Raw genomic sequence first — 25,768 nt, forward strand, 5'->3', positions numbered from 1 at the left:
GAAAAGGGATTAACTTTTCATAATATGTACCTTCTTCAGAAGCCCTACCAATGTATGACCCTTAGGGAAGGATTTAAGCTCTTCTTCAGTAACCGCATTCGTTCTTACCATTCCTACTGCATATATAATTACTGCTACAAAAACAGCAATCATAACAGCAAATAGGTTTACAAAATAGTCACGTGAAATAAACTTTTCGAATAAGAGCTTAAACAGCTCATACACTCCCCACGCAACTGTTCCCATTACGGCAGATACCCCTGCAGGGAGCAGATACATCTTCATAATATCCTGTTTAACGTTAAGCACTTTTGAAATTGAATGTTCATTCAAAACACACATCAAAAATGAATAAGTTATAGTCACGATAGCAAGAGCCTTATTTCCAAGATTTGTGAAAAGAAGGAGTACCACAAGCAGTGCCGTCTGAACAATAAGAGCAAAGGTAGCATTTAAAACCGGTGCGTTCACCCTTCCTATACCTTGCAAAATTGCATTGCTAACTGTTGATAGCGAATAAAAAACAACAGTAACAGCAAGCATCTGCATTAAAAATCCAGCCTCATGTATAGTCGCCCTTTGCGGAAACAGAAGCATAATTATAGGATCAGCAAGGGCAAAAAGTCCAACTGCGGAAGGAATAGCTATCATATTGATCATACGATATACCTTCTCAACAAGCGCTTCTGTTCTTTCATAGTTCTTTTGCGCAAAGTAAGTTGATATGCTCGGCATAATTGTTGCCGCAGTAGCTGCCGCGATCGATATCGGGAAATTTGCTATCACCACCGCTTTTTGTGAAAAAACGCCATATCTAGTGACTACCTCATTGTGAGGAATATTCTTGCTATAGGTCATTATCTTTGAAAAAAGCGTGGAATTCATTGTAGTTGATAAATTATATATAGCAGTACTCAAAATAAAAGGCGTAACTATCATAATAATCAGTCTGAATATCTCTTTATACTGCATATCCTCATGATGATCATGAATTACTTTTCTGTTTATATAATCCTTATTGATACTGTATACAAAATACATAAATATCAGTGCTATAACCACACCGGACCCTGTTCCAAGTGAGCTTCCTATTGCACCATACATGGCTCTGGTAGAATCATCGCTTCCTTTCGAAATAGCAAATTTCACAAGAAAATAAGCTGCTCCCACAGAAACAAAAGCATTCAAAAATTGCTCAACTAGCTGCGATACACTTGTTGGCACCATCGTTCTGTGAGCCTGAAAGTATCCTCGCAAAACTCCAAGAGGTCCGAATATTAAAATTACAGGTGCAAAAAACCTGAGAACCGGAATTGAATATCCGTCTACAAGAAACGGCGCCCCAAAGAAGACAAAAAGACTTCCAATCCCACCGACTACGCACACATAAATAAGCGCACAGTGAAAAATCCGCTGTGCGTTGCGATACTCGTGTACAGCAAGCTTCTGCGATATGATTTTACTCATGGCAGAAGGTATGCTGTACGCCGAAATCAACAATACAATTGAATAAATATTGTAAGCCGTACTGTAATATCCATTGCCCTCATCACCAATAATTCCGGTAAGAGGAGCACGGTATAATAGACCGATAATTCTTGATATTATTCCGGCAGTTGCAAGGACACTTCCCTGCACAATCATGTTTTTCTTTTTGCTCATATTATTACGGTCTAAGCCAATCGTACATCTCCTGATATTTGGATGCCGAAACCTCCCATGAGAAGTTGGCAGCCATTGCACGATCAATCATCTTGTTCCATTCACGCTTGTTATCATAGTATACTCTCTCAGCTTCGCGAACAGTACGCATCATCTCATGCGCATTGTAGTTAAGGAAGCCGAAGCCTGTACCCTTGCTCTCATACTGATTGTAAGGCTCAACGGTATCGGTAAGTCCTCCGGTCTGTCTGACAATCGGAATAGAACCATATCTAAGCGCCATCAGCTGTGAAAGTCCGCAGGGCTCAAACAGCGAAGGCATAAGGAAAGCATCAGATGCTGCATAAATCTTATGTGACAAAGGATTGGAATAAAAAATATTCGCAGAAACCTTTTCCGGGAACTTCCATGCAAAGTGACGGAACATATTCTCATACTGTTCTTCACCTGTTCCGAGAACAACTATCTGAATTGCATCCTGACAGAGCTCATCCAGAACATAAGCTATAAGGTCAAAGCCCTTCTGATCGGTAAGTCTTGAAATAATACCGATCAACATTGTCTTATCATCCTCGGGAAGTCCAAGCTCTCTCTGGAGTGCTCTCTTATTCTTCACCTTCTCCTTGCGGAAATTGATTGCATTATAAGGATAATCCAGGAACTTATCTGTCTCGGGATTGAATTCCGTATAATCAATACCATTGACAATACCGCGAAGGTCATTGGTTCTGGCTCTCAATAGCCCATCTAGACCTTCTCCGTAAAACTCGGTTTTAATTTCTTCAGCATAAGTACTGCTGACGGTTGTGATCGCATCAGCATATACGATACCGCCCTTAAGCAGGTTTGCATCCTTGTAATATCCAAGCTTATCGGGTGTGAAGTAATAATCCGGAAGTCCTGTGATATCCTGAACATCCTTTGCATCCCATTTACCCTGGAATTTCAGGTTATGAATTGTCATTATAGACTTTATGCCACGGAAAAATTCATTACCCTGGAATCTCTCCTTAAGGTAAACCGGGATAAGACCTGTCTGCCAGTCGTGGCAATGAATTATATCAGGTCTGAATCCTATAACCGGAAGAATTGAAAGCGCAGCCTTGCTGAAATATGCAAACTTCTCAATCTCCCAGATAACATCTCCGCTATAGGGAGCCATTCCGTTAAAGAAATACTCATTATCTATAAAGTAGTACTTTATGCCTTCAACCTCAGCATAAAAGATTCCCACATACTCGCTCTTCCAGTGAAAATCCATGTAAAAATTCGAAACATATTCGAGCTTATCCTTCATCTCCTGTGCCATACAGGTATATTTCGGGAGGATAACTCTGACATCGAAATACTTCTTATCAATGTCCTTGGGCAGAGAGCCAACAACATCTGCAAGTCCGCCGGTTTTAATAAATGGTACGCCTTCTGATGCAACAAATAGAATGTTCTTCATGTAGTGCCTCCATCATTTGGAAGATTTTTTATTAACAGGCGATCAGTCTTCTGTCACCTGATATTTCGCAGACTGCATAGCTATAAGCTCTTCATCTGAGAAATAATCGATTTTCATAGCCTTCTTAACGTCACTGAGAGTCTGTGCTGCAACCTCTTCTGCAACTTCCGAGCCCTTCTTGATAACGTCATATACATACGGAATATCCTTCTGGAATTCCTCTCTGCGCTTTCTGATAGGCTCAAGCTCGGACTGGAGGACATTGTTAAGGAACTTCTTAACCTTAACATCTCCAAGGCCGCCTCTCTTGTAGTGAGCCTTCATCTCATCGAGATTTGCATAATCGGGAGCAAACTCAGCAAAATGCTCATCCTTTGCAAATGCATCAAGATAAATAAATACCGGATTGTTCTCAACTTCGCCCGGATCCTCAACGCGAAGGTGATTGGGATCTGTGAACATTCCCATTACCTTCTTCTTTATCATCTCCGGTGACTCTGAAAGGTAAATACAGTTTCCAAGTGATTTGCTCATCTTAGCTGTTCCGTCGGTACCCGGAAGACGAAGACAAGCTGCATTATCCGGAAGCAGGATGTTCGGCTCAACAAGCGCTTCACCGTATACTGAATTGAATTTTCTTACAATTTCTCTGCACTGCTCAATCATTGGCTCCTGATCCTCTCCAACGGGAACAGTTGTAGCCTTAAATGCGGTAATATCAGCAGCCTGGCTTATTGGATATGTGAAAAATCCAACCGGAATGCTTGTTTCAAAATTTCTCATCTGTATTTCAGACTTTACTGTGGGATTTCTCTGAAGTCTGGATACTGTAACAAGATTCATGTAATAGAATGTAAGCTCTGTAAGTTCAGGTATCTGTGACTGTACAAAAAGCGTGCTCTTTGCGGGATCAAGACCTACCGCGAGATAATCGAGCGCAACCTCAATAACATTCTGTCTCACCTTCTCGGGATTCTCGGCATTGTCTGTAAGAGCCTGAGCATCCGCGATCATAATGAAAATATCATCAAACTCCCCTGAATTCTGGAGTTCCACTCTCCTTCTGAGTGAACCGACATAATGACCGACATGAAGCTTCCCCGTCGGGCGATCGCCGGTAAGTATAACTTTGCGCATAACTTTTTCCATCTCCTTAAAATATATAATTAAATATTATATCAAAAAACCTTATTTTTTTATAGATAGTGCAAACTGTTCTCTGCTAACACATGCAATAACATCTCCGATATCGGGAGTCTGTCCCAGAATGCCGTAATCCTGATGAATCGGAATAACTCCGAACTTCATAGCTTTACCGCCGATTCTGTTCTGAACATAATCACCTATCTTCACACAGATACTTTGCATTACCGCATCACGGATTCCCCATTCCGTGAGCTTTGCGAGCATCTGATCCGTGGTTGCAAGATCCTGAAGGATTCTGGCCTGGGATATAGTCCCCCCCGCTAATACTGTATGAAGTGAAAATACTTCTCGCCTTCCGTCAGCATTCCAGGTATGAGTATCCATAATACCCGCAGCCAGTCTGATAAGCTTTGAAGCATTTCCGACAAGCAGGAAATTTTCCATACCAACCATTGCTGCCATATCTAGCGTGTCACCTATATAGTTTCTGCATCTTATGCAGTGCGCCATAGATATATGGGTATTATCCTGTATATATTTATGGCCTGCGTTACCCGGAACCGCTATAACATTCCTTATCCCGGATTCATATTGCTCCTGGATGGCACCTGCGATTTCCGATAGAACATCGTCCTGTGAAGTTCTGGCAACGGAACCGTTGCCCCCGGTAATACTAAACTGCAATGAGCTGTTATTATACGATATGGCTGAAACCGTTATTTTTATAAGCGGCATTATATCCGCAAAATGGATCGCATCCGCAACAGCCTCGAAAATTACATCTCTCGCTTCCTTATCAATATTCGCAAATCCGGCAGGTACTCCATGCTCAGCAGCAGTAAGCCTGCTTATACCTTCTCCGCCATCAAGATACAGATTAATATATTCCGGTTTTATATATATATCATCCGGAATATCCGTCATCTTCCTTACACGCTCAACCGTCACATGAACTTCCGAAGCACCGGAAAGCCCCTGAATATTTACATTGCCGAGAACAACACAGAATTCACGAAGCGCATGGTTTTCAGGATGCGGAATAAAGCGAACGGGAACATTGACCGGTCTGCCATCATCAGTATGAAATTCTATAGACTCGTAACTAATGCGCAAAAGTAGCGACGAAGCAGCAGCTTTTGCTGCCACCGCAGCAATCGCTCCCCCGGATAATGAAGAAATATTTGAAAAAACGTTCATGCCTTTTTGAATCATTGATTTCCCCCCAGGCGGTGTTCGTTTATTAGTCATTTTTATAAAAATAGTATAACATGTTTTACTCTAAGGCGCTTTATTATTGGAGAATTCTTTTATATTTACTCGTCATTATAGACACATAATATTCTAAAATTCGTTCGTGATTAGATATAATTTCGAATTATTTTATATTTAGTTTATGAATTGTCCATATTCTGTACAAATTTACTCTTTACTATAAATTTAACAGGAGTTAGAACTTCTGACTCCCCCAACAAAACTTTTTTCATACCGGGTTGTCGGGTTCCCCACCTGACAACCCCTCCTCCCAAAAAACGCCCCGGCGTTTATTTTTTTTGGAATGATACGGGAGGGGATGCGGATGTGTTAGGCCAAAACGGCCTCCTTGATAATCGTACGATTGTAGAAAAACAAATTTCTATATTGCATACAAAAACAGAAAGAGAGCTTAATATATTGAATTTAAACCGATTATGCGTATTTTGCAACGAGGTTTAAAGACAATATATTAAGCTCTCTTTCGTCATGTATATCAATATCTTGAAATCTGTTTTTCTACAAGTCGTACGAATTCCTGGTTGGTGCGGGTTTTGGAGAACATGTTTATGCACTGGTCTACGGCTTCGTCTGCCTTCATGCCGTTGAAGCCCTTGCGAAGTGCATTAACTGCTGCGAGTTCTTCGGGTTTAAGAAGCAGATCTTCGCGTCTGGTACTGGACTTGGGAATATTGATAGCAGGGAATATTCTCTTCTCCTGCATCTTTCTGTCGAGAACCATTTCCATGTTACCTGTTCCCTTGAATTCCTCATATATAACATCGTCCATCTTGGAACCTGTCTCTACAAGTGCTGTAGCAAGGATTGTAAGACTTCCGCCCTGTCTCATGTTTCTTGCTGCGCCGAAGAATCTCTTGGGCATATGAAGAGCCGCCGGATCAAGACCTCCGGAAAGAGTTCTTCCTGACGGAGGAACTACAATATTGTATGCTCTTGTAAGTCTTGTAATTGAATCAAGAAGAATCATAACGTCCTTGTTGTGCTCAACAAGTCGCTTAGCACGCTCGATAACCATCTCGGATACTCTCTTATGATGCTCCGGAAGCTCGTCGAAGGTTGAATAGATAACCTCTGCATTAGGTCCCTCAATACTCTCCTTGATATCCGTAACTTCCTCAGGACGCTCGTCTATGAGAAGAACTATAAGGTGAATATCGGGATTACTTCTCTTTACTGAAAGAGCAACATCTTTAAGAAGTGTTGTCTTTCCTGCCTTAGGAGGTGAAACAATCATTCCACGCTGTCCTTTACCGATAGGCGAGATCATATCCATGATTCTCATTGCTATCGTGCAGCCGGGATGTTCAAGAACAATCTGCTGATTCGGGAAAATGGGGGTCATCTTTTCAAAATCCCATCTGCCCATAGCAACTTCGGGCTTATAGCCGTTTATTGAATTAAGCTGGAGCAGTGCTCCGAACTTATCGTTTTCCTTTTTCTGTCTGGCAATACCTTTAAGAATATCACCGGTTTTGAGATTATACTTTCTTATCATACCCGGAGCAACATAAACATCGTTCTCACCGGGAAGATAATTCTCGCATCTGATAAATCCAAAACCATCCTGCATTACTTCAAGAATACCGTCTGCCTCTATTCCATTGGCAATTTCAGCCTCATCGGCAGGAGTTTCCTTTTTTGCGTAGGATTCCTGGGATTCTGAAGAAGACTTTTGTTCCTTATTCTCAGCGGGCTTTGCCTCGTTAGAATTCTTATCTGGAGCCTTTTTCTCTGCAGGCTTCTTATCTGCTCCGTCATTTCTGCTGTTATCGGCAATAATAACCTTCTTCTTGCCGGGCTTTTTTTGTGCAGGTTTATCGTTTGATTCATTTGCACTTTTTGCAGGCTTCTTTTCTGATCCCTTTGTCTCAGCTTCTTTTGCCTCAGCTGCCTTTGCCTTAGCTTCCTCAGCCTGCTGTTTCTCATAGAGCTCCAAAAGAGCATCAATGAGTTCAGATTTCTTCATTGTTGTAACACTCTTAATTCCATTCTGCTTTGCAAGATCGCGAAGGGACGCAAGTGTTAGTGTCTCTAATTTTTCTCTCAAATCTAATTCCTTTCTTATAAATTCAAATTATAAAAAACACTTGGAAAAAGTAATCGAAAACTTAAAAATTAAGTCTGATTGTCGATAAGCTAATGCTTCAAGATAAAAACTACCTTCGACTAAACATCACAATACATCATAAAATAAGAAATATCAATAGAAATTTTTTTAAGATTTTATTAAATAAGGGGAATTATTCATTCCCCTTACCACTGTCTATCATAATACCGATAGCTTCTTTTGCAACCTCATACAGAGTAGCCATCTGTTTTGCGCCTTCATCATCCATTTCGGCAAGCTTATTGTACTGTGAAGTAAAATAGTTTTTTGCCTGAATGACTGTCGCACTCGATATAACTCTGCCGTTACTCATAATTGTACCGGTCTCGGAATTATATCTTCCGGTTGTTGTTTTAAATTTTTGTGCATCGCCCATTCCCATGGATTGTGCGAGCGAATGAATAAGTGCTTCTCTTCCCTTATTATCTGCCATAGTAATCCCCTCATCCGTCAGCTGCGCTGACGCCTTCCCCTACAAGGGGAAGGCTATGATAATAAAATAGTTATTCTCACAAAATATCAGATTACTTCGCTACAACTTCCTTGATAGATTCAGCGAGACCTGCTACGCCTGCGATACTGCTGGGTACAATAATCTTTGTAGCCTGTCCGTTTGCGGCCTTCTCAAAAGCTTCGAGACTCTTAATTGTAAGAACAGACTCGTCAGCACCGGCATCCTTAAGCATCTGGATACCATCAGCATTAGCCTTCTGGACGCTTCTAATAGCCTCTGCTTTACCTTCAGCTTCTCTGATCTGCTTCTCCTTCTCGGCCTCAGCCTTGAGGATTGTTGCCTGCTTATCAGCCTCTGCCTGAAGAATCTTACTCTGCTTTTCACCCTCTGCAACTGTGATAGCTGACTGCTTCTCACCTTCTGCGAAGAGGATCTTTTCTCTCTTTTCACGCTCAGCCTTCATCTGCTTCTCCATGGCATCACGAATCTGCTCCGGAGGATTGATGTTCTTAAGCTCTACTCGTGTAATCTTAATACCCCAGGGATCTGTTGCTATATCAAGAGCATCCTGCATCTGAGCATTGATCTGGTCACGGCTGGTAAGTGTTTCATCAAGTGTAAGTGATCCGATTACATTACGAAGAGTTGTTGCTGTAAGATTTTCAATAGCTCCTATCGGATTTCTTACTCCGTATGCATAAGCCTTGGGATCAGAAATTCTAAAGAACACGATTGAGTCTATCTGCATTGTTACATTATCCTGAGTGATAACAGGCTGAGGCGGGAAATCACAGTACTGTTCCTTAAGATCAACCTTTCTTGCAATTCTGTCGATAAAAGGAACCATAAAGTGAAGACCGACATCCCAAGTTTCCTTGTATGCACCGAGACGCTCAACAATAAATGAGTGAGCCTGCGGTACAATCTTGATATTTAGTGCAATCAGAACAAGAATTAAAACGATGATAATAAATATTGGCATAACTTCTCCTCCTTCTTCATACCTTTAAGCTTTCTTTACGATAAGCTTATTGCCCTCAACTTTTTCAATAATAACTGTTTCCCCTGATGAAATATTAACCTCATCATCCATACTTCTTGCGTTCCAGGTAGTCCCATCAAGAATCACGGCGCCTGTCTCCTTGATATTGTCTATATCCTTGGAGACAGTAACCTTTCTTCCGGGAACCGCATCGATGTTGGTCTTAACAATTCTTCCGCCAAGCAGTCTTACCGATACCGGTCTTACCAAAAGCAACATGACAATTGAAACCAGAATAAAAACCACTATCTGCAGCGGAACCGAAAAACCGAGCACAGCCATAATAAATGCTGCCAAAGCTCCGATTGCAAACCATATGGTGGAAAGCCCCTGTGTCAATATTTCAAAAACAGCTAATATTACGGTAAGTATCAGCCAAAATATCATAGGCGACACTCCAAATAACGTATTGTACATGTCAGTCACCCCACTTTATCATACAAAGAAGCTTATTATCAGCTTATCTCGTTTACATAAATCTGTACACGGCTCTGAATGATATCAGCAACCTCCGCAGCAGTCTTCTGTCCGCTGAAGTATGCCGCTGCCTCTTCAAAGATAATGCTTGTTACAGCTTCATTTGCATTTCCTACCTGATCGATGCTATTAAGGAAGTCAAGCACCTCATTTACCTCATCATCAGTCATAGGATCAACAATTACCTCTGTATCTCCAACATACCAGGTATCATCATATTCAACTTCCTTGCCATTCTCATCGATATATGTAGGCTTCTTCTTAGCTTTCTCTGAAAGCTCATCCATCTTTGTCATACTTACAGGCCAAGCACCGTCAATAGTCTTCTGATACTCGTCTGATAGGAAGTATCTCATGAATTCCCAACATCCGTCCTTAACCTTAGAACTTGAGCTCATGGTGAGCTGAAGGTTAGGATAAAGCGCGGAGCCACTTCCGTTATCTGAAGGGAAGCCTACTGTCTTAATGGGCTTACCGAAAGTACCCTTTGCCTCATAGTTATAATCAGAGAAAGCGTACAGATATAATCTCTCTGCAAGTGCCTTATCAGTTCTGTAAAGAGCTGCTGTCTCATAATTGTAATCATCTTCTGAAAGCTCCTCAGGGAACTCATTTACAAACTCAAGAAGATGTGTAAATGCCTCTGAATCATAGCTGCAGGTAAGAGTCGACCAGTCGATGTACTGAGAACCGGAAAGACTGAGCGCCATATCAAGCACTTCATCTCTTGTAAGAGGTCCGAAAATATTCTTGTGCTCGATATTCTTTGCCTTTACAAGCTTTTCAAGTTCATCGATAGTCCATGTATAATCATCATTTCCTACGTCGTCTGTAGCTGCAACAACTGTTTCAACATAGAAGCTGGGAATGAGCTTATACATCTTACCGTCATTCTTGAATGCTTCCATTACATGATCCATATACTTGACCTTGCTTAATTCTTCATCATTCTTGAAGTAATCTGTCATATCTTCAAAAAGTCCCTTTGAGATATAACTATCTACAGGCATATCGGAATCAAGAACAAGGATATCAGGTGCATTACCGGAAACAATGTCTGTATTCAACTTGTTTGCACCACCTGACATCTCACTGTCAGAGTCATATTTTGAGTAATCACTGATAACAATACGATATTTATCATTTGTCTTATTGAACTTAATTATCTGCGCTCTTACATCATAATCGATATAGTTACAGCCAAGAACAATCTGCTGTCTGTCGCTTACAGTCTTGGGATCAACCTTTGTAAGATATGTAAGGTTATACTTCATATCTTCTGTAGGAATAAGTGCAATTATCTCGGTATCGGAAATTGCTACCATCTGAGATACACCGTAAGTATCAATATCCGAATCAACGAAATTGAGGATCATTGAAACCTTTTCATCACCGAGCTTATAGGTATAAATACCCTCGGAACCTGATGCAAAAAGATCATGGCTTCCTGCACCTGAATAAAATGAGTAGTCATAGAAAGTTGAATCTACAGTTCCAACCTCAGTGGCCTTCTCGCCCTTTAAATCAACTTTATAAAAAGTCTGTTCGGAACCATTTACAAGCGCACCGAAGCTTCCGTCACCCAGTTTATACACATATGCTGAAAAACCATACTCTGTGTCAGCATTATCAAAAGCGATATCAGCGGTCTTGCTTCCATCAGCAGTACTGTATTTATGAACTCCGTTTGTATCGGATACAAGTAGAGTATCATTATCAGCAGCAATAAAAGAATTCACATAATAATATGAATCGGTTGTAGAATCAATCTCCTGTCTCCATACTTCTGTACCGTTGTTGTCATACTTGACCATGTAATAAGTATCTGAATCAACATTACTTGAAGATGACATATCAACTCCGGTATCTGTATCGGAGGGCATAATTACATCACCCTCACCACCTTCAGATGAAGTAGTATTAGTATCTTCTGTAGCATCCTGGCTTGTAGAAGCTGCGTCATCGGATGTACCCTCTTCATCTGCTTCGGAATCATCGGAAATAGCTTCTTCCTCATCCTCACCGGAATATTGTGTAACATCGTCTTCAACCGATTCGGAATCTTCAATCTCTATTGAGTTACCATCCTCAAGAATAATCGGAGAAGAACCATCCAACCCCTGATCAAATTCAAAATCACCGCCACCCATATAGCCTGCATATTGGACTTCAAGGGTATAAATTGAACCATCATCGGTAAGTGCTGCGTTATACAGCAGTAAATTTCCTGAATTTGCGAGATCAATAGTATTTAAGTTACTTCCGTCTTTATCAAAAGTGAAAACAGTAGTTTTATTGTTTCCCTCATCGGAAACAGCAGTTCCTACTGCATAAATCTTATCTCCGAATTTGCCGAGAGCCGAAATTGATGATGTATCAATGCTCTCTCCAAGGTCAATCGGATTATCCTTAAACACATAGGCAGAAGCATCATGACTTGCCTGTTCCTCGGTCGATCCTGTCTTTTTCTTACCGCAGCCGCATCCTGCCATAGTTACAGCCATAACTACAGCCATTGAAGCGCTGAGTAGCCTTTTTAGATAAATTCTTCTCATTAAATATCCTCCTTGTTTATCCATAAAACAAACTGAAAAACCGTCAAAAATATTTCCACTTTTCGTTATGATATTTCATGTTTGATTCAAGATTGTACTTCCAGTCGGCAGCTTTTTCAACAAGCTGACCTACAGTCCATTTCCTGTGTCTGTAAGCCTGTACAACAACTATAGCTGCCATCAAAAACAAAACTACTGCGCAAACTATCTGAATAAGAAGAAGCACGGCCAGTATGTTTTCATAAGCCCTTGCATTATTCTCCCAATAGGGATAAATAACAGGCTTCGTCTGCATTCCTCTCATATTAAACTGTCCAATAAGCTTAAACAGATTAGGATCTTCGAATCTCGCGCTGTTATCAACAACCTCAACCTGGGTTGTATTAAGCGAGAGCTTCTCTATAACAAAATTAGCGGCATAGTTGTCTACGGTATTGGGCATAACAACTTCCATACAGACAATACCCTTGGCCTGTGTCTCAACATCAGAAGTGCCGCCTCCTTCCTCATCATCATTCTTGGATGCCACGTTGACCTTACCAAGAGAGCCGTCTGTCGAGAGAACGGAAGCATCGATTCTGCCATAGGTTGCAAGAGATTCAAATGACATGAAAATAGTAGGATATACCATACCGGCAGCCTTTACATATTTTCCGCTGTCCCTCTTTACAACACCTGCAATATAGTGAGGTACTCCTCCAAGTAAAATGGTCTCACCCACAATATCATTGGAGCCAAACAGCTGCCATGCAAGTTCCTCATCGAGAATTACATAATCCTTCATGACTATGTCACCGGTAAAATAGTTACCACTCATAACTCTCATCGGATGGAACTGAAAAAAGTCTCCTCCAACACCGATACCAACTGCTGTTACAGATTTAAGGTCTCTCGTGATCTCTATGCTTCCCACAGCGCTGTAGCAGTAATTCCATACTGCACCGCCACCCTCTGTACTGGCATCTGCTTCCTGAAGTCCGTCAGCAATAAGACCTTTATTGATCTTATAAGCATATTCGTTAACCGTATCGATACTTACACCCTGATTCTCGGAAAAGAACATGCTGACCTGACCGCATCTGGTATCCCCTGACCATCTGTTACCCATCATCTGATCATACTGATGTCTTGCCATGAAATCTTTTTGGACTCCTAAAGCAAAGATGATAAGCGCAAGCAGGACCATAACAACAAAATATATGATCTGTTTTAATTTCAGATTTTTGAAAAATCCTATAATACTTTCTTTTAATTTGTTCATGAATTATTAGCCAGTCTTACCTGATCACCGGATTTAATAGGAGCTGTCGCTGTAGTGATCACATACTCATCACCCTCAAGGCTGCCGCTTATAGCTGCAGTAGTATCATCAGATCCAAGCACCTCTACATCAACTCTTGCAGCAATATATCTGTTTCCGAGAGGACTGGACTTCGACTTTACTATAAGGATAAATTTACCGTTTGAGTCTTCTCTTACAGCTCCTGCAGGAATTGTAAGGTCATAGTTATCAGACTTCTGTCCAATCTGAAGACTTACTGACTGGCCGTTTTGTACTTCCGGACTTTCAATATTGAAAGTAAGAAGTTTCTTTGTATTAGGATTCTGCTGATCCGCAGTAATAGACTTAAGGGTTGCCTTAAAGTCTGTGTAGTACCATGCATTCTGAGGCTCAGCAATATCGCCAACCTTAAGGCGCTTTGCCTGATCCATGGTAACAGAGAAGCTTGTAACCATACCCTTGCCGTCAACCTGAATTGTTGCAACGGGATTCTCGGCATTGGTTGTCTCACCTGCTTTGAGGGCAAGCTCTGTTATTGTTCCGTCTACAGGCGCAGTTACGGTAGCACCGGTTGATTCCTTCTCAAGCTTCTCAACTGTTTCTCTCTGCTCTGCAATTGTATCTCTCTGAGCATCAAGCTCAATTTCCTTTGCAATCTCAGTAAGAAGCTCTGTTCTGTCTGTTGTTGCTCTCTCGAGCTCCTGAGCTGTCTTATTTTTTGTATCCTGAAGTGAAGCTGCCTTTCTCTGGTAGTCACTGTCAACCTGCCCTGCCTGGGTTGTCATCTGCGAAACATCTTTTGTACTATGTGCCTGCTCAATATTGAGCTGATCCTTTTCTTGATTAAGTGCATCAATAACTGAGTCATGATACCAGTACATTTTCTTTAATGATTCTAAATCTTTAATCTGAGTTCCTAATTTAGCCTTTTTAATTTGTGAATCAGTTTTATCAAGATACGCCTCAAGTCTGGCTTTTTCAGCTTCTTCTTCAGCAAGCTGTGTATCTATTTCAGTGATTCTTGCTGTAATCTCAGCTTCTCTGTACTGAGGCGTTGCCTCATCATAATTATACTGAGCCGCAGTATATGACTGTGCCTGAGACTGCGCATCAATTGTTGCCTGGGCTTCCTCATCAGCAAGCTTAGCAGCATCGTATCTGTCAGTTGCAGCCTTAAGCTTGGCCTGGAACTGATCCATTGTGAGAGTCTGACCGCCTCTGATACGATTTATGGCCTCATCTGAGAGATCACCTGAGAAAAGTGAAGTCTCATAAGTCTGTAAGAGCTCCTCCAGCTTTGTTTTTGCTTCCTGAAGCTCTGTGGATTCCTTATCTTCAAGGTTATAAATTACATCACCCTTTTTTACCTGGGCTCCAACCTCAACAGCAACGCTCTTTATTACGCGCTCCTGTGAAACCTTGACCGAATAGGGGTCCTTGGCTTCTACAGTACCGGTTCCTCTGATAACCGGTGAAATTGTTCCTTCCTGAATCTGCTGAATAGCAACCTCCGGAAGTGAAAAATTCATAATCGTGTTTGAGAAAAAAGTAAGCAATAACAGTATTGCCAGAAAGGCTATTGTTATATCCTTGATAATATCCTTTCTGCTTTTCTTTGGTCTCTCATTTCTAACTTCAGACATACCTTTAATTCCTCTTCCCTTAAAACTAAATCACGCCTGCTCTCCTCCTCTAGTTATGCAGGCAACGCCGTTACTGGCTGTAAAATCTATCCTTTTAAACCGCCCTGGTACGAAATACCTTCGATTAGGTACTCTTCGCCGTACAGGAAAATCAATAGCGGCGGCACAAGATAAATAACCGCTACCGCAAATGCCAGGCTTATTTCGCCTGAATTGATTTTCGACAAAAATACCGAAAGCGGATGAAGCTCGTCGTTGCTGAGCAGAATAAGCGGCTGCTCAACCATGTTCCAATAATCTATAAAAACCAGAATTGCGATTGATATAAGTCCGCTCTTACAAAGCGGGGCGCATATCTGGGTAAATATCTGCCACTCACTGGCTCCGTCAATTGATGCTGCCTCCATTACCTCTGCCGGAATTCTCCTGATAAATTTCGTAAGAAGATAAACCGCAAACGGTGAAAAGAATCCGGGCAGCCATATGGCCCATCTCGTATCAAGTATTCCGAGAGCCGATGATACCAGATAATTAGGTACCAGTGTAACCTGATATGGCATAAGCATCATAATGATGTAAAGGAAAAATATTATCTCCCTTACCCTTCCCTTGTATCTCGCAAACCCGTAGGATGCAAGCATCGCCACAAGAAGCTGAATCACAAGGATCGGAACAACATAGATCATACTGTTCCAAAACTTAACAAGATATTCCGGTGATTTGAACAGCACAGTGAAATACTGACTGAATGTGACTATATCCGGAATAAACTTGAGGTTAACCGTTTTTGATATAAATACCTTTCCTCCGGTATCCGTCGTCTGAAAAACCGCACCGTAATTGGCACTGATTTCAGAAGAACTCATGAAGGAATTTGTAATTGTAAGTATTGTCGGCAACAGGAACAATGCCGCAAAAATCGCACATATAATGGTTCCTGCTATAGTGCCGTATTTATATATTTTTTTCTTTCTTCTTGCCTTCCGAATGGCTCTTTCGTAAAACGCCGCTTCACCGGTAGGCAATTTAAGTCCTGCCATACTAGCCTTCTATATCCTTTCCATACCGGTTTTCAGTGTTAAACATGATAAGCATCAGAACAACAATTACCAATGCCATGATAATGGCCGAAGCCGAAAGCTTCTGGTAATCGACTGAGGCAAATGTATTATTCATAAAATGCTGCATCATATACAGCGTTTTATAAGGATAATCTCCGGTCATTAGATATATCTCTCTGAATACCTTAAAGGAATTAATAAGAGACATAATGGTAACAAACAGTATAGTGGATGAGAGATATCTCATCTTTATTGTCCAGAAAATCTGTCTGTCAGTTGCGCTCTCAAGCTTTGCCACCTCAATCAGATCCTTGGGCACACTCGAAAGAGCTGCCATGAACAGAATCATGTTATAGCCGAGGTTTTTCCATAAAAACAGTGCAACAATAACTATCTGCGCCTTGTCTGATTTAAGCCAGTCAATCTTTGGTCCGCCGAAATTCATACTTATGACATTTATAATTCCGTTAAAATGGAACAACACCTGCCAAATAAGTACTATCGAAGCAATTGGAACCATCATGGGGCTAAGGAAAAAGCTCCTGAACTGACTCTTAAACGGTATACCCGATTCCATAACAACAGCCAGGAACAGAGAAAGCGCCACCGCAAGAGGCACAGCTATTATCGAAAACATAAAAGTATTATATGCAGCCTGCCTGAAAGCATTATTAACAAACACTCTTTCAAAATTGAAAAAGCCGACAAACTCTTTCTGAATAGGATTGTTTACAACCGAATAAAAAACAACCACACAGAAAGGAATAACAAAGAATGTCAAAACTCCCATGAGACTCGGTAAAAGAAATGCCCATGAAACAGCAGTCTCGCGAATAGTCTTTCTAGTGCTCTTTTTATTAGCAAGATGCTTTATTCTCTTAGCGCGGTTCACAATATTATTCTTTAATCCGCGATTTTGCTCATCAGTCTGGCCTGCAGCATTTCTTCTGAGAAATCTATTAAATTTTTCAGCTGATCCCGATATCTTTTCGGGAATCTTTTTCATTTTATCCATAAATCAGTTTTTAAAGCTATGTATCGGAGCCGGAATCCTTCCTCCTCTGTTAACAAATTCATCACAAGAAAATGTGTTGACGCTCATGATAGGACCAAATCCCAATAGTCCGCCAAAGTCCACAGTATCTCCTGCTTTCTTACCGATAACCGGTATGAGTCTTACGGCTGTAGTCTTCTGGTTTATCATGCCGATAGCCATCTCATCGGCAATAATTCCGGAAATGGTTGTACTTTTTGTATCTCCGGGAATTGCTATCATATCAAGACCTACAGAGCATACACAAGTCATAGCCTCAAGCTTTTCAAGTGATAAAGCTCCTGCATTAACTGCATTTATCATACCCTGGTCTTCACTAACCGGAATAAATGCACCTGACAAACCGCCTACATAAGAGGATGCCATTGCTCCACCCTTCTTAACCTGGTCATTTAACAACGCAAGTGCTGCAGTAGTCCCGGGTGCACCCGCATGCTCAACACCAATCTCATGAAGAATATCAGCAACACTGTCTCCGATAGCCGGTGTGGGCGCAAGTGAAAGGTCAACAATTCCAAAGGGAACTCCTAATCTTTCGGAAGCTTCCTTTGCTACAAGCTGACCTACTCTCGTAACCTTAAATGCTGTCTTTTTAATTGTTTCACAGAGAATTTCAAAATTCTCCCCGCGAACCTTTTCCAGTGCCGTCTTAACAACTCCGGGCCCGCTTACGCCGACATTTATAATTCTGTCGGCTTCTGTAACTCCATGAAAAGCACCTGCCATGAAAGGATTGTCATCAGGAGCATTGCAGAATACAACAAGCTTCGTGCACCCCGCACTGTCATTATCCTTAGTAGCCTCGGCTGTCTTAACGATTACGTCGCCAAGAAGTCTTACGGCATCCATGTTTATTCCTGTTTTGGTTGAACCTACATTTACAGATGAACATACAACATCTGTCTGGGAAAGTGCCTGCGGTATAGACTCTATAAGAAGTCTGTCGGCATCTGTCATGCCCTTACTTACAAGCGCGCTGTAACCACCGAGGAAGTTTATTCCAACATCCTTTGCAACCTTATCAAGAGTCTTTGCAATAGACACAAAATCCTCTGTACTCTTGCATGCAGCCGCACCGATAAGCGCGATCGGAGTAACGGAAATTCTCTTATTTACGATTGGAATACCAAACTCCTTGGCAATATCTTCTCCGGTCTGAACAAGATCCTTGGCGGATCCATAGATTTTCTCATATATATTTCTGTTTAATGTATCAAGGTCTGAGCTGATGCAATCCAAAAGGCTGATACCCATTGTAATAGTACGGACATCCAGATTTTCCTTTTCGATCATCTCGTTAGTCTCAGAGACTTCATTAATGTTAATCATTTAAGCTCCTTTTTAAATTCTGTGCATTGAATCGAAAATTTCTTCTCTCTGGCATTTAATTACAACGCCGATGTCCTCACCGATCTTATCCAGGGTGTCGCTTACTTCCTGGAAGCTTGCTTCACTCTTACTAACATCAACGATCATCATCATATTAAAATATCCGGAAACTATTGTCTGTGAAATATCAAGAATGTTGATACTGTTTTCAGCCAGAAAAGTACATACCTTAGCAATAATACCTACAGTATCCTTACCGACCACAGTAATAATGATTTTGTTCATAATATTTTACTCCCTTGTCTTTTCTCACACTTCAATAACAGGAGAAAGCTCATTTCTCGCTGCTACCATTATTGGAAAATCATTTCCGTGATATGGATTCTCACCCATTTCTATCTCAACCCTCACCGTCTCGTAAGCAAGCTCGGGCAGATTGTTCTCTTTACTCAGATGTCCGAGAAGAATTCCTTTAAGGCCGTCGTGCAAAATCCTGCACAGAAGTTCACCGCTCTTCTCATTGGACAAATGTCCTTTTTCCCCAAGGATTCTCCTTTTTAACTGATACGGATACGGCCCCGTCTGAAGCATCCTCACATCATGATTGGCTTCTATCAGTATTGCATCCATGCCTCTCAGGTTATCAACCGTATAATCATTGTAACATCCAAGATCCGTCGCGACTCCGATTTTCTTTTTGCCGCAGGAAATCCTGTACGCCACAGGTTCAAGCGCATCATGCATTATCGTGATCGGATTTACAACAATATCCTTTACCGGAACCTTTTCATCTGCTCGGATTTCATGAAACTCAGCAGAGAGCATTTCTCCCTTCTTATCACTTGTCCTGATTCCCTGTAAAGTTCCTCTGGTTGCATATACCGGAATATCATATTTTTTTAAAATAGTATGAAGTCCTGCAATATGATCTGAATGCTCATGTGTGACAAAGATCGCATCTATATCGGCCAGGGATAAATCCATTCCGGCCAATCCTTCTTCTATTCTTTTCTTACTGCATCCTGTATCTATCAGGATGTTTGTAGTATCGGAACCTATATAAATACTGTTACCGCTACTACCGCTTGAGAGGCTTGCAAGTCTCATCTAATGCAATCTCCGTTTCCATATTAAGTATAAACTGTGACGAAAATGTGTCTATCATATTAAGATTGTGTTATCTATTTCCAATAGACTTCAATTCTGTCGCCTTCATGTATCGCCTGCATATAATCGGGAGTACCGCCATTTAGTGTGGTTACTATCGATCTGCCGTTAGGTTTACTGAGGTCAAAATCAATAACATCAAATATATCTACAAAAATATAATCCGATTTTCCGTGAAGCACAATAGGCTCATTGTTAACTATTACATGAAGATCATGTGTAACCACGCGTCTGGTGGGTGCTGCACTCCTTACAGAAGAAGTAGTTGTACTTCCGCCGGAGATACTTACGCTGCCATCTTCATTCTCCTCCAGATCAAGATCCGCATCGGCTTCGTAGGATGACTCCTCATTTTCCTGTTCGATGGCAACTTCATCGGCATCAGGGAAATTAGCATAGTATTCCATGATAGCATCAGCGCCGCTCTTAAACTCAACCTTAAAGTTCTCGTAAACAGGAGTATCTCCTTTTGCAACCTCATTGTTGACAGTGATAACCATATCCTCTGTGAGGTCAATATCCAGAAGCTCCGCTATCTGAGCTGCAGTCTCATAATCAAGAATCTTTATCTCGTCCCCGGACTTAATATCATAAAGGCCGGTCTGAACTTCTCCGTTAACCTCAGCGGTTCTCGGTACGTCAATACTCTTTCCGTCTACAGTAATATTGAAGGTTCCCTTGAACTCAGGAATATCATTGATTTCACTGCTTCCTGCCTTACCGACTGTCGAGCTTGTAACTTCGATAATATCATTTGCATGAATTTTGGTATGAATATCTGCAGGTGATCCGTTAAGCGTGATAACAGCTGCCTCTCCGGGCTCACCTCTCACCATTCTCTCCTGGCCGTTAACGGTAAATCTCAATTCTTCGCCGCGCTTAGGGAACAGATCCTCGTTAGGAAAATCTGCCTGCATCGCAGCATCAACAATTGCAAGCTTACCGTTATCGTAAATTTTAGTCTGCTGTCCGTTAAAGGATACAAACACAAAGTTGTTGGATTGCTCATAGAAGCTTATACAGATACCGAGAGGTGTAACCATAAGTGAATCTCTCTCAATGGTGCTGTCATCATTAAGGAATCGAATGCTCTTCATGACTTCTTCGCCCCGAAGCGCAACACGCTCCTCCGGAATCTTCATCTCTTTTGCCAAAGCCTTGGTGTACCCCGGTACACAACCGCCACCTCCGACAACGAATACCGCACTTACTGATTTATTGCCGTTAAGCTGCTTAATCTGCTGTGTTACCATCTTGGACATCTTCTCAACAAGAGGCTTAATCATTTTTGATATTTCCTTTGCCGAGATTGTCTTCTCAAGTCCCATGATATCAACATATTTAACCTGATCCATGTGACTTGCGTCAATTTTAATCTGATCCGCGGTATTGAAATCAACCAGGCAGTGCTGAGCAATAATCTCTGTGATGGAATCACCTGCAATTGGAAGCATTCCATAGGATGTAATTGTTCCATCATCCGTTATACAGATATCGGAGGTTCCTGCACCAACATCAACAAGTGCCAGATTAAGCATTCTGAACTGAGGCGGAATTGCAACCATCATAGCAGCTATAGGCTCGAGAGTCATATTTGCAACCTTAAGGTCTGCTCTCTCACAAGCCTTATAAAGACCGTCAACACAATCATCCGGAAGGAAGGTTGCAATAAGGTCAATTGCTACTCTTCCGGCATTATGTCCTTCTAGATTGGCAATCTGATAATCATCAAGATAATAATGCATTACAGAGTAACCAACCAGATAAAATTTCATATCCGACTGATTCTGCGCAAGGAATTCCTGATAGGCCTTCTCAACAGCTTTTGACTCAAGGTTATAGATTTCCTCCTGAGTAAGCTCTCTGTTATCAGTGAATTCTTCTTCAAAATTTGTTTTAATTGTACGAAGTACACGACCTGCGGCAGCAATACATACATCTGTCAGATGTATCTGTGTCTGCTGTTCAAGATTCTCCTTGACGTGCCTGATCGTAGCGCCAACCTTGCCGATATCATGTATCTGTCCATCGAGCATGGCTCTGGTCTCATGTTTCTCAACACACTGCGCCATTACATTGAAGATTTCATCCTCCATGTACCCGACTGTACCGACAACACTTCTGGTACCGATATCAAGACCGAATACTACGTTTTTCTCAGATTGTTCAACCATTTCAGCCATCAGTTTTCCCCCAGCTTCAAATCAATTTGTCTTTTAGTGTCGTTCTCATCATTGCTGTTATCTATTACAAAACTTGCATATTTACGGAATTCTTCATCGGAAAGCTGTCCCTTTATAATATCATCTATCTTCTCATCACTGTATCCGCGCGATTCTTTAAGGCGCTTTCTCCTGACACTCTCATCTGCGTAAATGTACCACAATTCATCCACGATTTTGTGATAGCCGTTTTCAATAAGAAGTGCAGCTTCTATGAAAAGATAGTCAAGCTTTCCTTCCGCTTTTTCTTTTTCTATTTCACCGAAAATATAATTATTTACCGCAGGATGAAGAATATCATTAACCTGCTTTAAGAGACTATCATCGGCAAATATCTTCGCCGCCATCTTTTTCTTGTCTATCTCTCCATCCGGTCCGAGTATATCCTCGGAAAGAAGATCAACTATTGGTTCATAGCAGCTCTGTCCCTTAAGCTTAATATCATTAGCCACTTTATCGGAAAAGATGATACGACAGTTACAACTCTTCTCTATGTAGTTAAGCACTGTGCTTTTTCCGGCGCCTACTCCTCCGGTTACTCCGATTACTTTCACTCTACTTCGCCTCAAACCAGTCTGAACCCGTGTGACACTCTGCCTCGAGCGGAACAAGAAGATCAGCTGCTTTTGTCATCTCCTCTTCAAGAATAAGCTTTATCTTTTTCTCTTCTTCCTTCTTGGTCTCAATCAAAAGTTCATCATGTATCTGAAGAATCATTCTTGATAATAACTGTTCTTTTCGAATTCTTCTCCATACACGAATCATAGCAATCTTAATAATGTCGGCAGCAGTTCCCTGAATCGGAGCATTCATTGCAACTCTCTCTCCGAACTGTCTCTGCATGAAATTGCCTGACTTAAGCTCCGGCATCGGGCGTCGTCTTTTATAAAGAGTCACCGCATAGCCCTTTTCCTTGGCACTCTCTACCGCGCTGTCCTGATAATTCTTAACCCCAGGATAAGTTGCAAGATAGTCCTCCATGTACTTCTTTGCATCGGATCTGGAAATATTAAGATCTTCGCTAAGTCCGAAAGCACTTATTCCGTATACTATTCCAAAATTAACAGCCTTTGCGTTTCTTCTCTGGATATCAGTAACCTCATCGAAAGGAATTCCAAATACTTTTGATGCCGTAATCCTGTGAATATCTCTACCCTCGTGATATGCATCTATAAGGCCTTGATCCCCGGACATATGAGCCAGAATTCTAAGCTCTATCTGTGAATAATCGGCATCGGCAAAAACATATCCTTCCTTCGGAACAAAAACCTTCCTGATAGCTCTGCCGAGCTCAGTCCTCATGGGGATATTCTGAAGATTCGGTTCTGTCGAACTGATTCTTCCCGTAGCAGTTATTGTCTGGTTAAAACTGGTATGAATTCTATTGTCTGTATCAATATATGTCGCAAGACCATCCGCATAAGTGCTCTTTAACTTCGTAAGGCCTCTGTACTCAAGAATATTCCTGATGATAGGATTCTCGGGCGCAAGCTTTTCCAGGACGTCAGCAGCAGTGGAATAGCCTGTTTTTGTCTTCTTTCCGCCTTTCAATCCCAGCTTCTCAAAGAGTATCTCCCCCAGCTGCTTGGGAGAATTGATATTAAACTCCTGGCCTGCCTCCTTATGTATAGCCTTTTCCAGTTCCTCGATTCTGCCTGTAAGGCGCTCTCCGTAAACCTTAAGCTCTTCTCGTTTAACAAGGATTCCTTCTTTTTCCATGTCATAGAGAATATAGCTGAGAGGCATTTCAACATCATTCATCAGATCCTGCATATCACTGTCTTCCAGCTTCTTCTGAATAAGAGGAGCCGCTTTATAGGAAACATACGCAAGATATCCCGTGTACTCTTTTCTGAGATTTCTGTCTGCTCCAAGCGGAGATCCTTTTCCGAAAATCTGTGTCTTGGATCTTATGGTCATCTGCAGATATTCCGAAGCGATATCTTCCGGAAGGTAGTCGTTCTTTAAGGGATTGTTCAGATAAGCCCCTATAAGAATATCAAATGAGCCCTCTTTTTTCTTTTCGTAGTTGTCAACTTCGTAGGGTTTAAAATATTTATATGCATGCTTGATGTCAAAGAAAGAAAGTCTGCATTTCTCTGAAAGTTCCTCGAGCTTCTCCCCAACATAAGCGGCTGTAATATCGTTTTCAAGTTCAAAATAAGAAGTCTTTTCATCTTCAAAACAAACACTGATACCAATAAGATCAGTTGACTCTGATGCGTCATCAAAAAGTGAAAGCTGTCCGATTTTTTCCCTCTTTTTTCCTGACGGGCTATCATCGGATAAAATTCCTATTCCGATAAACCGGTCGTTCCTTGATCCGGCATAAGACAAAGCACCTTTAAATACTGCATCTGCTTCAGACTTCGTATTGATGTCTTTAAAATCAATCTTAATCTCTGTTTTTGTAACATCTCCCTCAAACTTCGTAAGGAGATTGCGGAAATTCAGTCTTTTAAAAAGCTCATAAGCTTCGCGATTAAAAATGTTGTCGATTGTGGCATTTTCGAAAGAGTAATCAAACTCGGCATTCACATCGATTGTTGCGAGAGTCTTACTCAAATCGCATAGCTCCCTGTTAGCCGCAAGCGATTCTCTTATTGCCTTCTTTGATATATTGTCAAGATTGGCATATATATTCTCAATAGATCCGTAAGTAGTCATAAGCTCAATTGCAGTCTTCTCACCGACCTTGGGAACCCCGGGAATATTATCCGATGAATCTCCCATAAGGGCTTTAAGCTCTATAAACTGAACCGGATTTACTTTATATAAAGTCTCGACATCACCTGCAAAATAATTCTCGATTTCTGTTTTGCCCTGTTTTGTCTTGGGAATACGAACGCAAATATGATCCGTTGCAACCTGCAAAAGATCCCTGTCACCGGAGACAAGTCTGACTTCCATGCCTTCTCTCTCGCCTCTCTTAGCGATAGTTCCGAGAATATCGTCAGCCTCAAGTCCTGCCTTCTCCATACGGCAAATGTTCATGCTGTCAAGAACTTCCTTCATCAGCGGCACCTGCTGTCTGAGTTCTTCCGGCATTGGCTTTCTGGTTCCCTTGTACTCGGCATATATTTTGTGTCTGAATGTGGGTTCGTGGACATCAAAAGCAACAGTCAGATAATCTGGCTGTTCCTCATCAATCAGTCTGAAAAGAATATTCAGAAATCCATAGACTGCACCTGTATGCAGGCCTTCTGAATTAGTAAGATCAGGAAGACCGTAGAAGGCTCTGTTAAGTATACTGTGTCCGTCTATCAGTAATAATTTCTTCCCCATTTTAAAAATATCCCCAACTAAATAATATTAAGCAAATAAAATCTATCCGTTGTCCTTATTCTCAGCGAAGCGCGATTGAAAGCGCAATCGCTGCTATAATTTCAGCAACGACCATAATCTGCAGAAAGTATGCGGTCTTCAATAATCTCTTACGCATACGAAGTCTTACCCAGGCATCATTCGTAGTGGACTTCAGTTCTTTCGTAAGATTAAAAGTACTACCATCCTCAAGTCTCTGAATACCTGTTTCTATCAAAAACTGTATGGTAAGTTCTTCCTTACAACTTCTGCAGGATTCCATATGATTCAAAAATGACTCAAGAGAATAATTATCCAATTCATCAGCTAAAAAGCCGGGTATCATTCTCTGAAATTCTTTGCAATCCATAGTATCGCCAACCCCAATATCTTGTATGAACATAATATCGCAAAGCATACTACTAAACAATATCTAGCATACACCAAAACAGTCAATATTACAATCGGTTAAACTCCCTATATGACGGAAACGGAACTATAAATCACATATGGTGCAGAAAAATATATGGCACCAAAATCTC

The 25,768-nt window shown here is 41.3% G+C and carries 20 protein-coding genes; all 20 read right to left on the bottom strand.

What is annotated here, in order from left to right; genetic code table 11:
• Positions 1-9: 9 nt before the first annotated feature.
• Positions 10-1,662 (bottom strand): putative polysaccharide biosynthesis protein, encoded by a 1,653-nt coding sequence (locus BMW61_RS01650; RefSeq protein ID WP_026497446.1) that lies wholly within the window; start codon positions 1,660-1,662, stop codon positions 10-12.
• A 4-nt stretch (positions 1,663-1,666) separates the two neighbouring features.
• Positions 1,667-3,112, bottom strand: a complete 1,446-nt coding sequence (gene glgA / locus BMW61_RS01655; RefSeq protein WP_022760078.1) for a glycogen synthase GlgA — start codon at positions 3,110-3,112, stop codon at positions 1,667-1,669.
• A gap of 42 nt (positions 3,113-3,154) precedes the next feature.
• Positions 3,155-4,249 (bottom strand): tryptophan--tRNA ligase, encoded by a 1,095-nt coding sequence (gene trpS / locus BMW61_RS01660; RefSeq protein ID WP_022760079.1) that lies wholly within the window; start codon positions 4,247-4,249, stop codon positions 3,155-3,157.
• A 51-nt stretch (positions 4,250-4,300) separates the two neighbouring features.
• Positions 4,301-5,470: a cobalt-precorrin-5B (C(1))-methyltransferase gene (locus BMW61_RS01665; RefSeq protein WP_026497445.1), complete on the bottom strand. Its 1,170-nt coding sequence runs from the start codon at positions 5,468-5,470 to the stop codon at positions 4,301-4,303.
• A 535-nt stretch (positions 5,471-6,005) separates the two neighbouring features.
• Positions 6,006-7,577 carry a transcription termination factor Rho gene (gene rho / locus BMW61_RS01670; protein WP_091819503.1) on the bottom strand — a complete coding sequence of 524 codons (1,572 nt, stop codon included), beginning with the start codon at positions 7,575-7,577 and terminating at the stop codon, positions 6,006-6,008.
• A gap of 193 nt (positions 7,578-7,770) precedes the next feature.
• On the bottom strand, positions 7,771-8,070 hold the full coding sequence (locus tag BMW61_RS01675) for a hypothetical protein (protein WP_022760083.1): 300 nt from the start codon (positions 8,068-8,070) through the stop codon (positions 7,771-7,773).
• Positions 8,071-8,161: 91 nt separating this feature from the next.
• Positions 8,162-9,073, bottom strand: coding sequence for an SPFH domain-containing protein (locus BMW61_RS01680; protein WP_022760084.1), 912 nt, complete (start codon positions 9,071-9,073; stop codon positions 8,162-8,164).
• A gap of 24 nt (positions 9,074-9,097) precedes the next feature.
• Positions 9,098-9,550 carry an NfeD family protein gene (locus tag BMW61_RS01685; protein WP_242876572.1) on the bottom strand — a complete coding sequence of 151 codons (453 nt, stop codon included), beginning with the start codon at positions 9,548-9,550 and terminating at the stop codon, positions 9,098-9,100.
• Between the two features lie 38 nt (positions 9,551-9,588).
• Entirely contained in the window at positions 9,589-12,165 is a 2,577-nt protein-coding gene (locus BMW61_RS01690) for an ABC transporter substrate-binding protein (protein ID WP_091819504.1), read from the bottom strand.
• A 43-nt stretch (positions 12,166-12,208) separates the two neighbouring features.
• Positions 12,209-13,300 (bottom strand): ABC transporter permease, encoded by a 1,092-nt coding sequence (locus BMW61_RS01695; RefSeq protein WP_175475066.1) that lies wholly within the window; start codon positions 13,298-13,300, stop codon positions 12,209-12,211.
• Between the two features lie 122 nt (positions 13,301-13,422).
• Positions 13,423-15,090, bottom strand: a complete 1,668-nt coding sequence (locus BMW61_RS01700) for an HlyD family efflux transporter periplasmic adaptor subunit (protein ID WP_091819505.1) — start codon at positions 15,088-15,090, stop codon at positions 13,423-13,425.
• A gap of 86 nt (positions 15,091-15,176) precedes the next feature.
• A complete protein-coding gene (locus tag BMW61_RS01705) occupies positions 15,177-16,130 on the bottom strand; it encodes a carbohydrate ABC transporter permease (protein WP_022760089.1) in 954 nt (317 codons plus the stop codon).
• A gap of 1 nt (position 16,131) precedes the next feature.
• Positions 16,132-17,166, bottom strand: a complete 1,035-nt coding sequence (locus BMW61_RS01710; protein WP_022760090.1) for a carbohydrate ABC transporter permease — start codon at positions 17,164-17,166, stop codon at positions 16,132-16,134.
• 3 nt (positions 17,167-17,169) lie between these two features.
• A complete protein-coding gene (locus BMW61_RS01715) occupies positions 17,170-18,534 on the bottom strand; it encodes a PFL family protein (RefSeq protein WP_026497437.1) in 1,365 nt (454 codons plus the stop codon).
• 12 nt (positions 18,535-18,546) lie between these two features.
• Complete coding sequence (locus tag BMW61_RS01720; protein WP_022760092.1) at positions 18,547-18,819, bottom strand: ACT domain-containing protein; 273 nt, start codon at positions 18,817-18,819, stop codon at positions 18,547-18,549.
• A gap of 24 nt (positions 18,820-18,843) precedes the next feature.
• Positions 18,844-19,641: an MBL fold metallo-hydrolase gene (locus BMW61_RS01725; RefSeq protein ID WP_091819507.1), complete on the bottom strand. Its 798-nt coding sequence runs from the start codon at positions 19,639-19,641 to the stop codon at positions 18,844-18,846.
• A 74-nt stretch (positions 19,642-19,715) separates the two neighbouring features.
• On the bottom strand, positions 19,716-21,884 hold the full coding sequence (locus BMW61_RS01730; protein ID WP_242876574.1) for a cell division protein FtsA: 2,169 nt from the start codon (positions 21,882-21,884) through the stop codon (positions 19,716-19,718).
• A complete protein-coding gene (gene coaE, locus BMW61_RS01735; RefSeq protein WP_022760095.1) occupies positions 21,884-22,477 on the bottom strand; it encodes a dephospho-CoA kinase in 594 nt (197 codons plus the stop codon). Before coaE ends, BMW61_RS01730 begins: the two co-directional genes overlap by 1 nt.
• A 1-nt stretch (position 22,478) precedes the next feature.
• Positions 22,479-25,208, bottom strand: a complete 2,730-nt coding sequence (gene polA, locus BMW61_RS01740) for a DNA polymerase I (RefSeq protein WP_091819508.1) — start codon at positions 25,206-25,208, stop codon at positions 22,479-22,481.
• Between the two features lie 61 nt (positions 25,209-25,269).
• Complete coding sequence (locus BMW61_RS01745; protein ID WP_022760097.1) at positions 25,270-25,596, bottom strand: zf-HC2 domain-containing protein; 327 nt, start codon at positions 25,594-25,596, stop codon at positions 25,270-25,272.
• Between the last annotated feature and the right edge of the window lie 172 nt (positions 25,597-25,768).

This window comes from Butyrivibrio sp. ob235, from assembly GCF_900109475.1.
GTDB lineage: Bacteria > Bacillota > Clostridia > Lachnospirales > Lachnospiraceae > Butyrivibrio.

Excerpts from the sequence above, each read along its gene's own strand:
- BMW61_RS01650 (WP_026497446.1), bottom strand. The coding sequence starts at position 1,662 with ATGAGCAAAAAGAAAAACATGATTGTGCAGGGAAGTGTCCTTGCAACT.
- glgA (WP_022760078.1), bottom strand. The coding sequence starts at position 3,112 with ATGAAGAACATTCTATTTGTTGCATCAGAAGGCGTACCATTTATTAAA.
- trpS (WP_022760079.1), bottom strand. The coding sequence starts at position 4,249 with ATGCGCAAAGTTATACTTACCGGCGATCGCCCGACGGGGAAGCTTCAT.
- BMW61_RS01665 (WP_026497445.1), bottom strand. The coding sequence starts at position 5,470 with ATGATTCAAAAAGGCATGAACGTTTTTTCAAATATTTCTTCATTATCC.
- BMW61_RS01675 (WP_022760083.1), bottom strand. The coding sequence starts at position 8,070 with ATGGCAGATAATAAGGGAAGAGAAGCACTTATTCATTCGCTCGCACAA.
- BMW61_RS01680 (WP_022760084.1), bottom strand. The coding sequence starts at position 9,073 with ATGCCAATATTTATTATCATCGTTTTAATTCTTGTTCTGATTGCACTA.
- BMW61_RS01685 (WP_242876572.1), bottom strand. The coding sequence starts at position 9,550 with ATGTACAATACGTTATTTGGAGTGTCGCCTATGATATTTTGGCTGATA.
- BMW61_RS01690 (WP_091819504.1), bottom strand. The coding sequence starts at position 12,165 with ATGAGAAGAATTTATCTAAAAAGGCTACTCAGCGCTTCAATGGCTGTA.
- BMW61_RS01695 (WP_175475066.1), bottom strand. The coding sequence starts at position 13,300 with ATGGCAAGACATCAGTATGATCAGATGATGGGTAACAGATGGTCAGGG.
- BMW61_RS01700 (WP_091819505.1), bottom strand. The coding sequence starts at position 15,090 with ATGTCTGAAGTTAGAAATGAGAGACCAAAGAAAAGCAGAAAGGATATT.
- BMW61_RS01705 (WP_022760089.1), bottom strand. The coding sequence starts at position 16,130 with ATGGCAGGACTTAAATTGCCTACCGGTGAAGCGGCGTTTTACGAAAGA.
- BMW61_RS01710 (WP_022760090.1), bottom strand. The coding sequence starts at position 17,166 with ATGGATAAAATGAAAAAGATTCCCGAAAAGATATCGGGATCAGCTGAA.
- BMW61_RS01715 (WP_026497437.1), bottom strand. The coding sequence starts at position 18,534 with ATGATTAACATTAATGAAGTCTCTGAGACTAACGAGATGATCGAAAAG.
- BMW61_RS01720 (WP_022760092.1), bottom strand. The coding sequence starts at position 18,819 with ATGAACAAAATCATTATTACTGTGGTCGGTAAGGATACTGTAGGTATT.
- BMW61_RS01725 (WP_091819507.1), bottom strand. The coding sequence starts at position 19,641 with ATGAGACTTGCAAGCCTCTCAAGCGGTAGTAGCGGTAACAGTATTTAT.
- BMW61_RS01730 (WP_242876574.1), bottom strand. The coding sequence starts at position 21,884 with ATGGCTGAAATGGTTGAACAATCTGAGAAAAACGTAGTATTCGGTCTT.
- polA (WP_091819508.1), bottom strand. The coding sequence starts at position 25,208 with ATGGGGAAGAAATTATTACTGATAGACGGACACAGTATACTTAACAGA.
- BMW61_RS01745 (WP_022760097.1), bottom strand. The coding sequence starts at position 25,596 with ATGGATTGCAAAGAATTTCAGAGAATGATACCCGGCTTTTTAGCTGAT.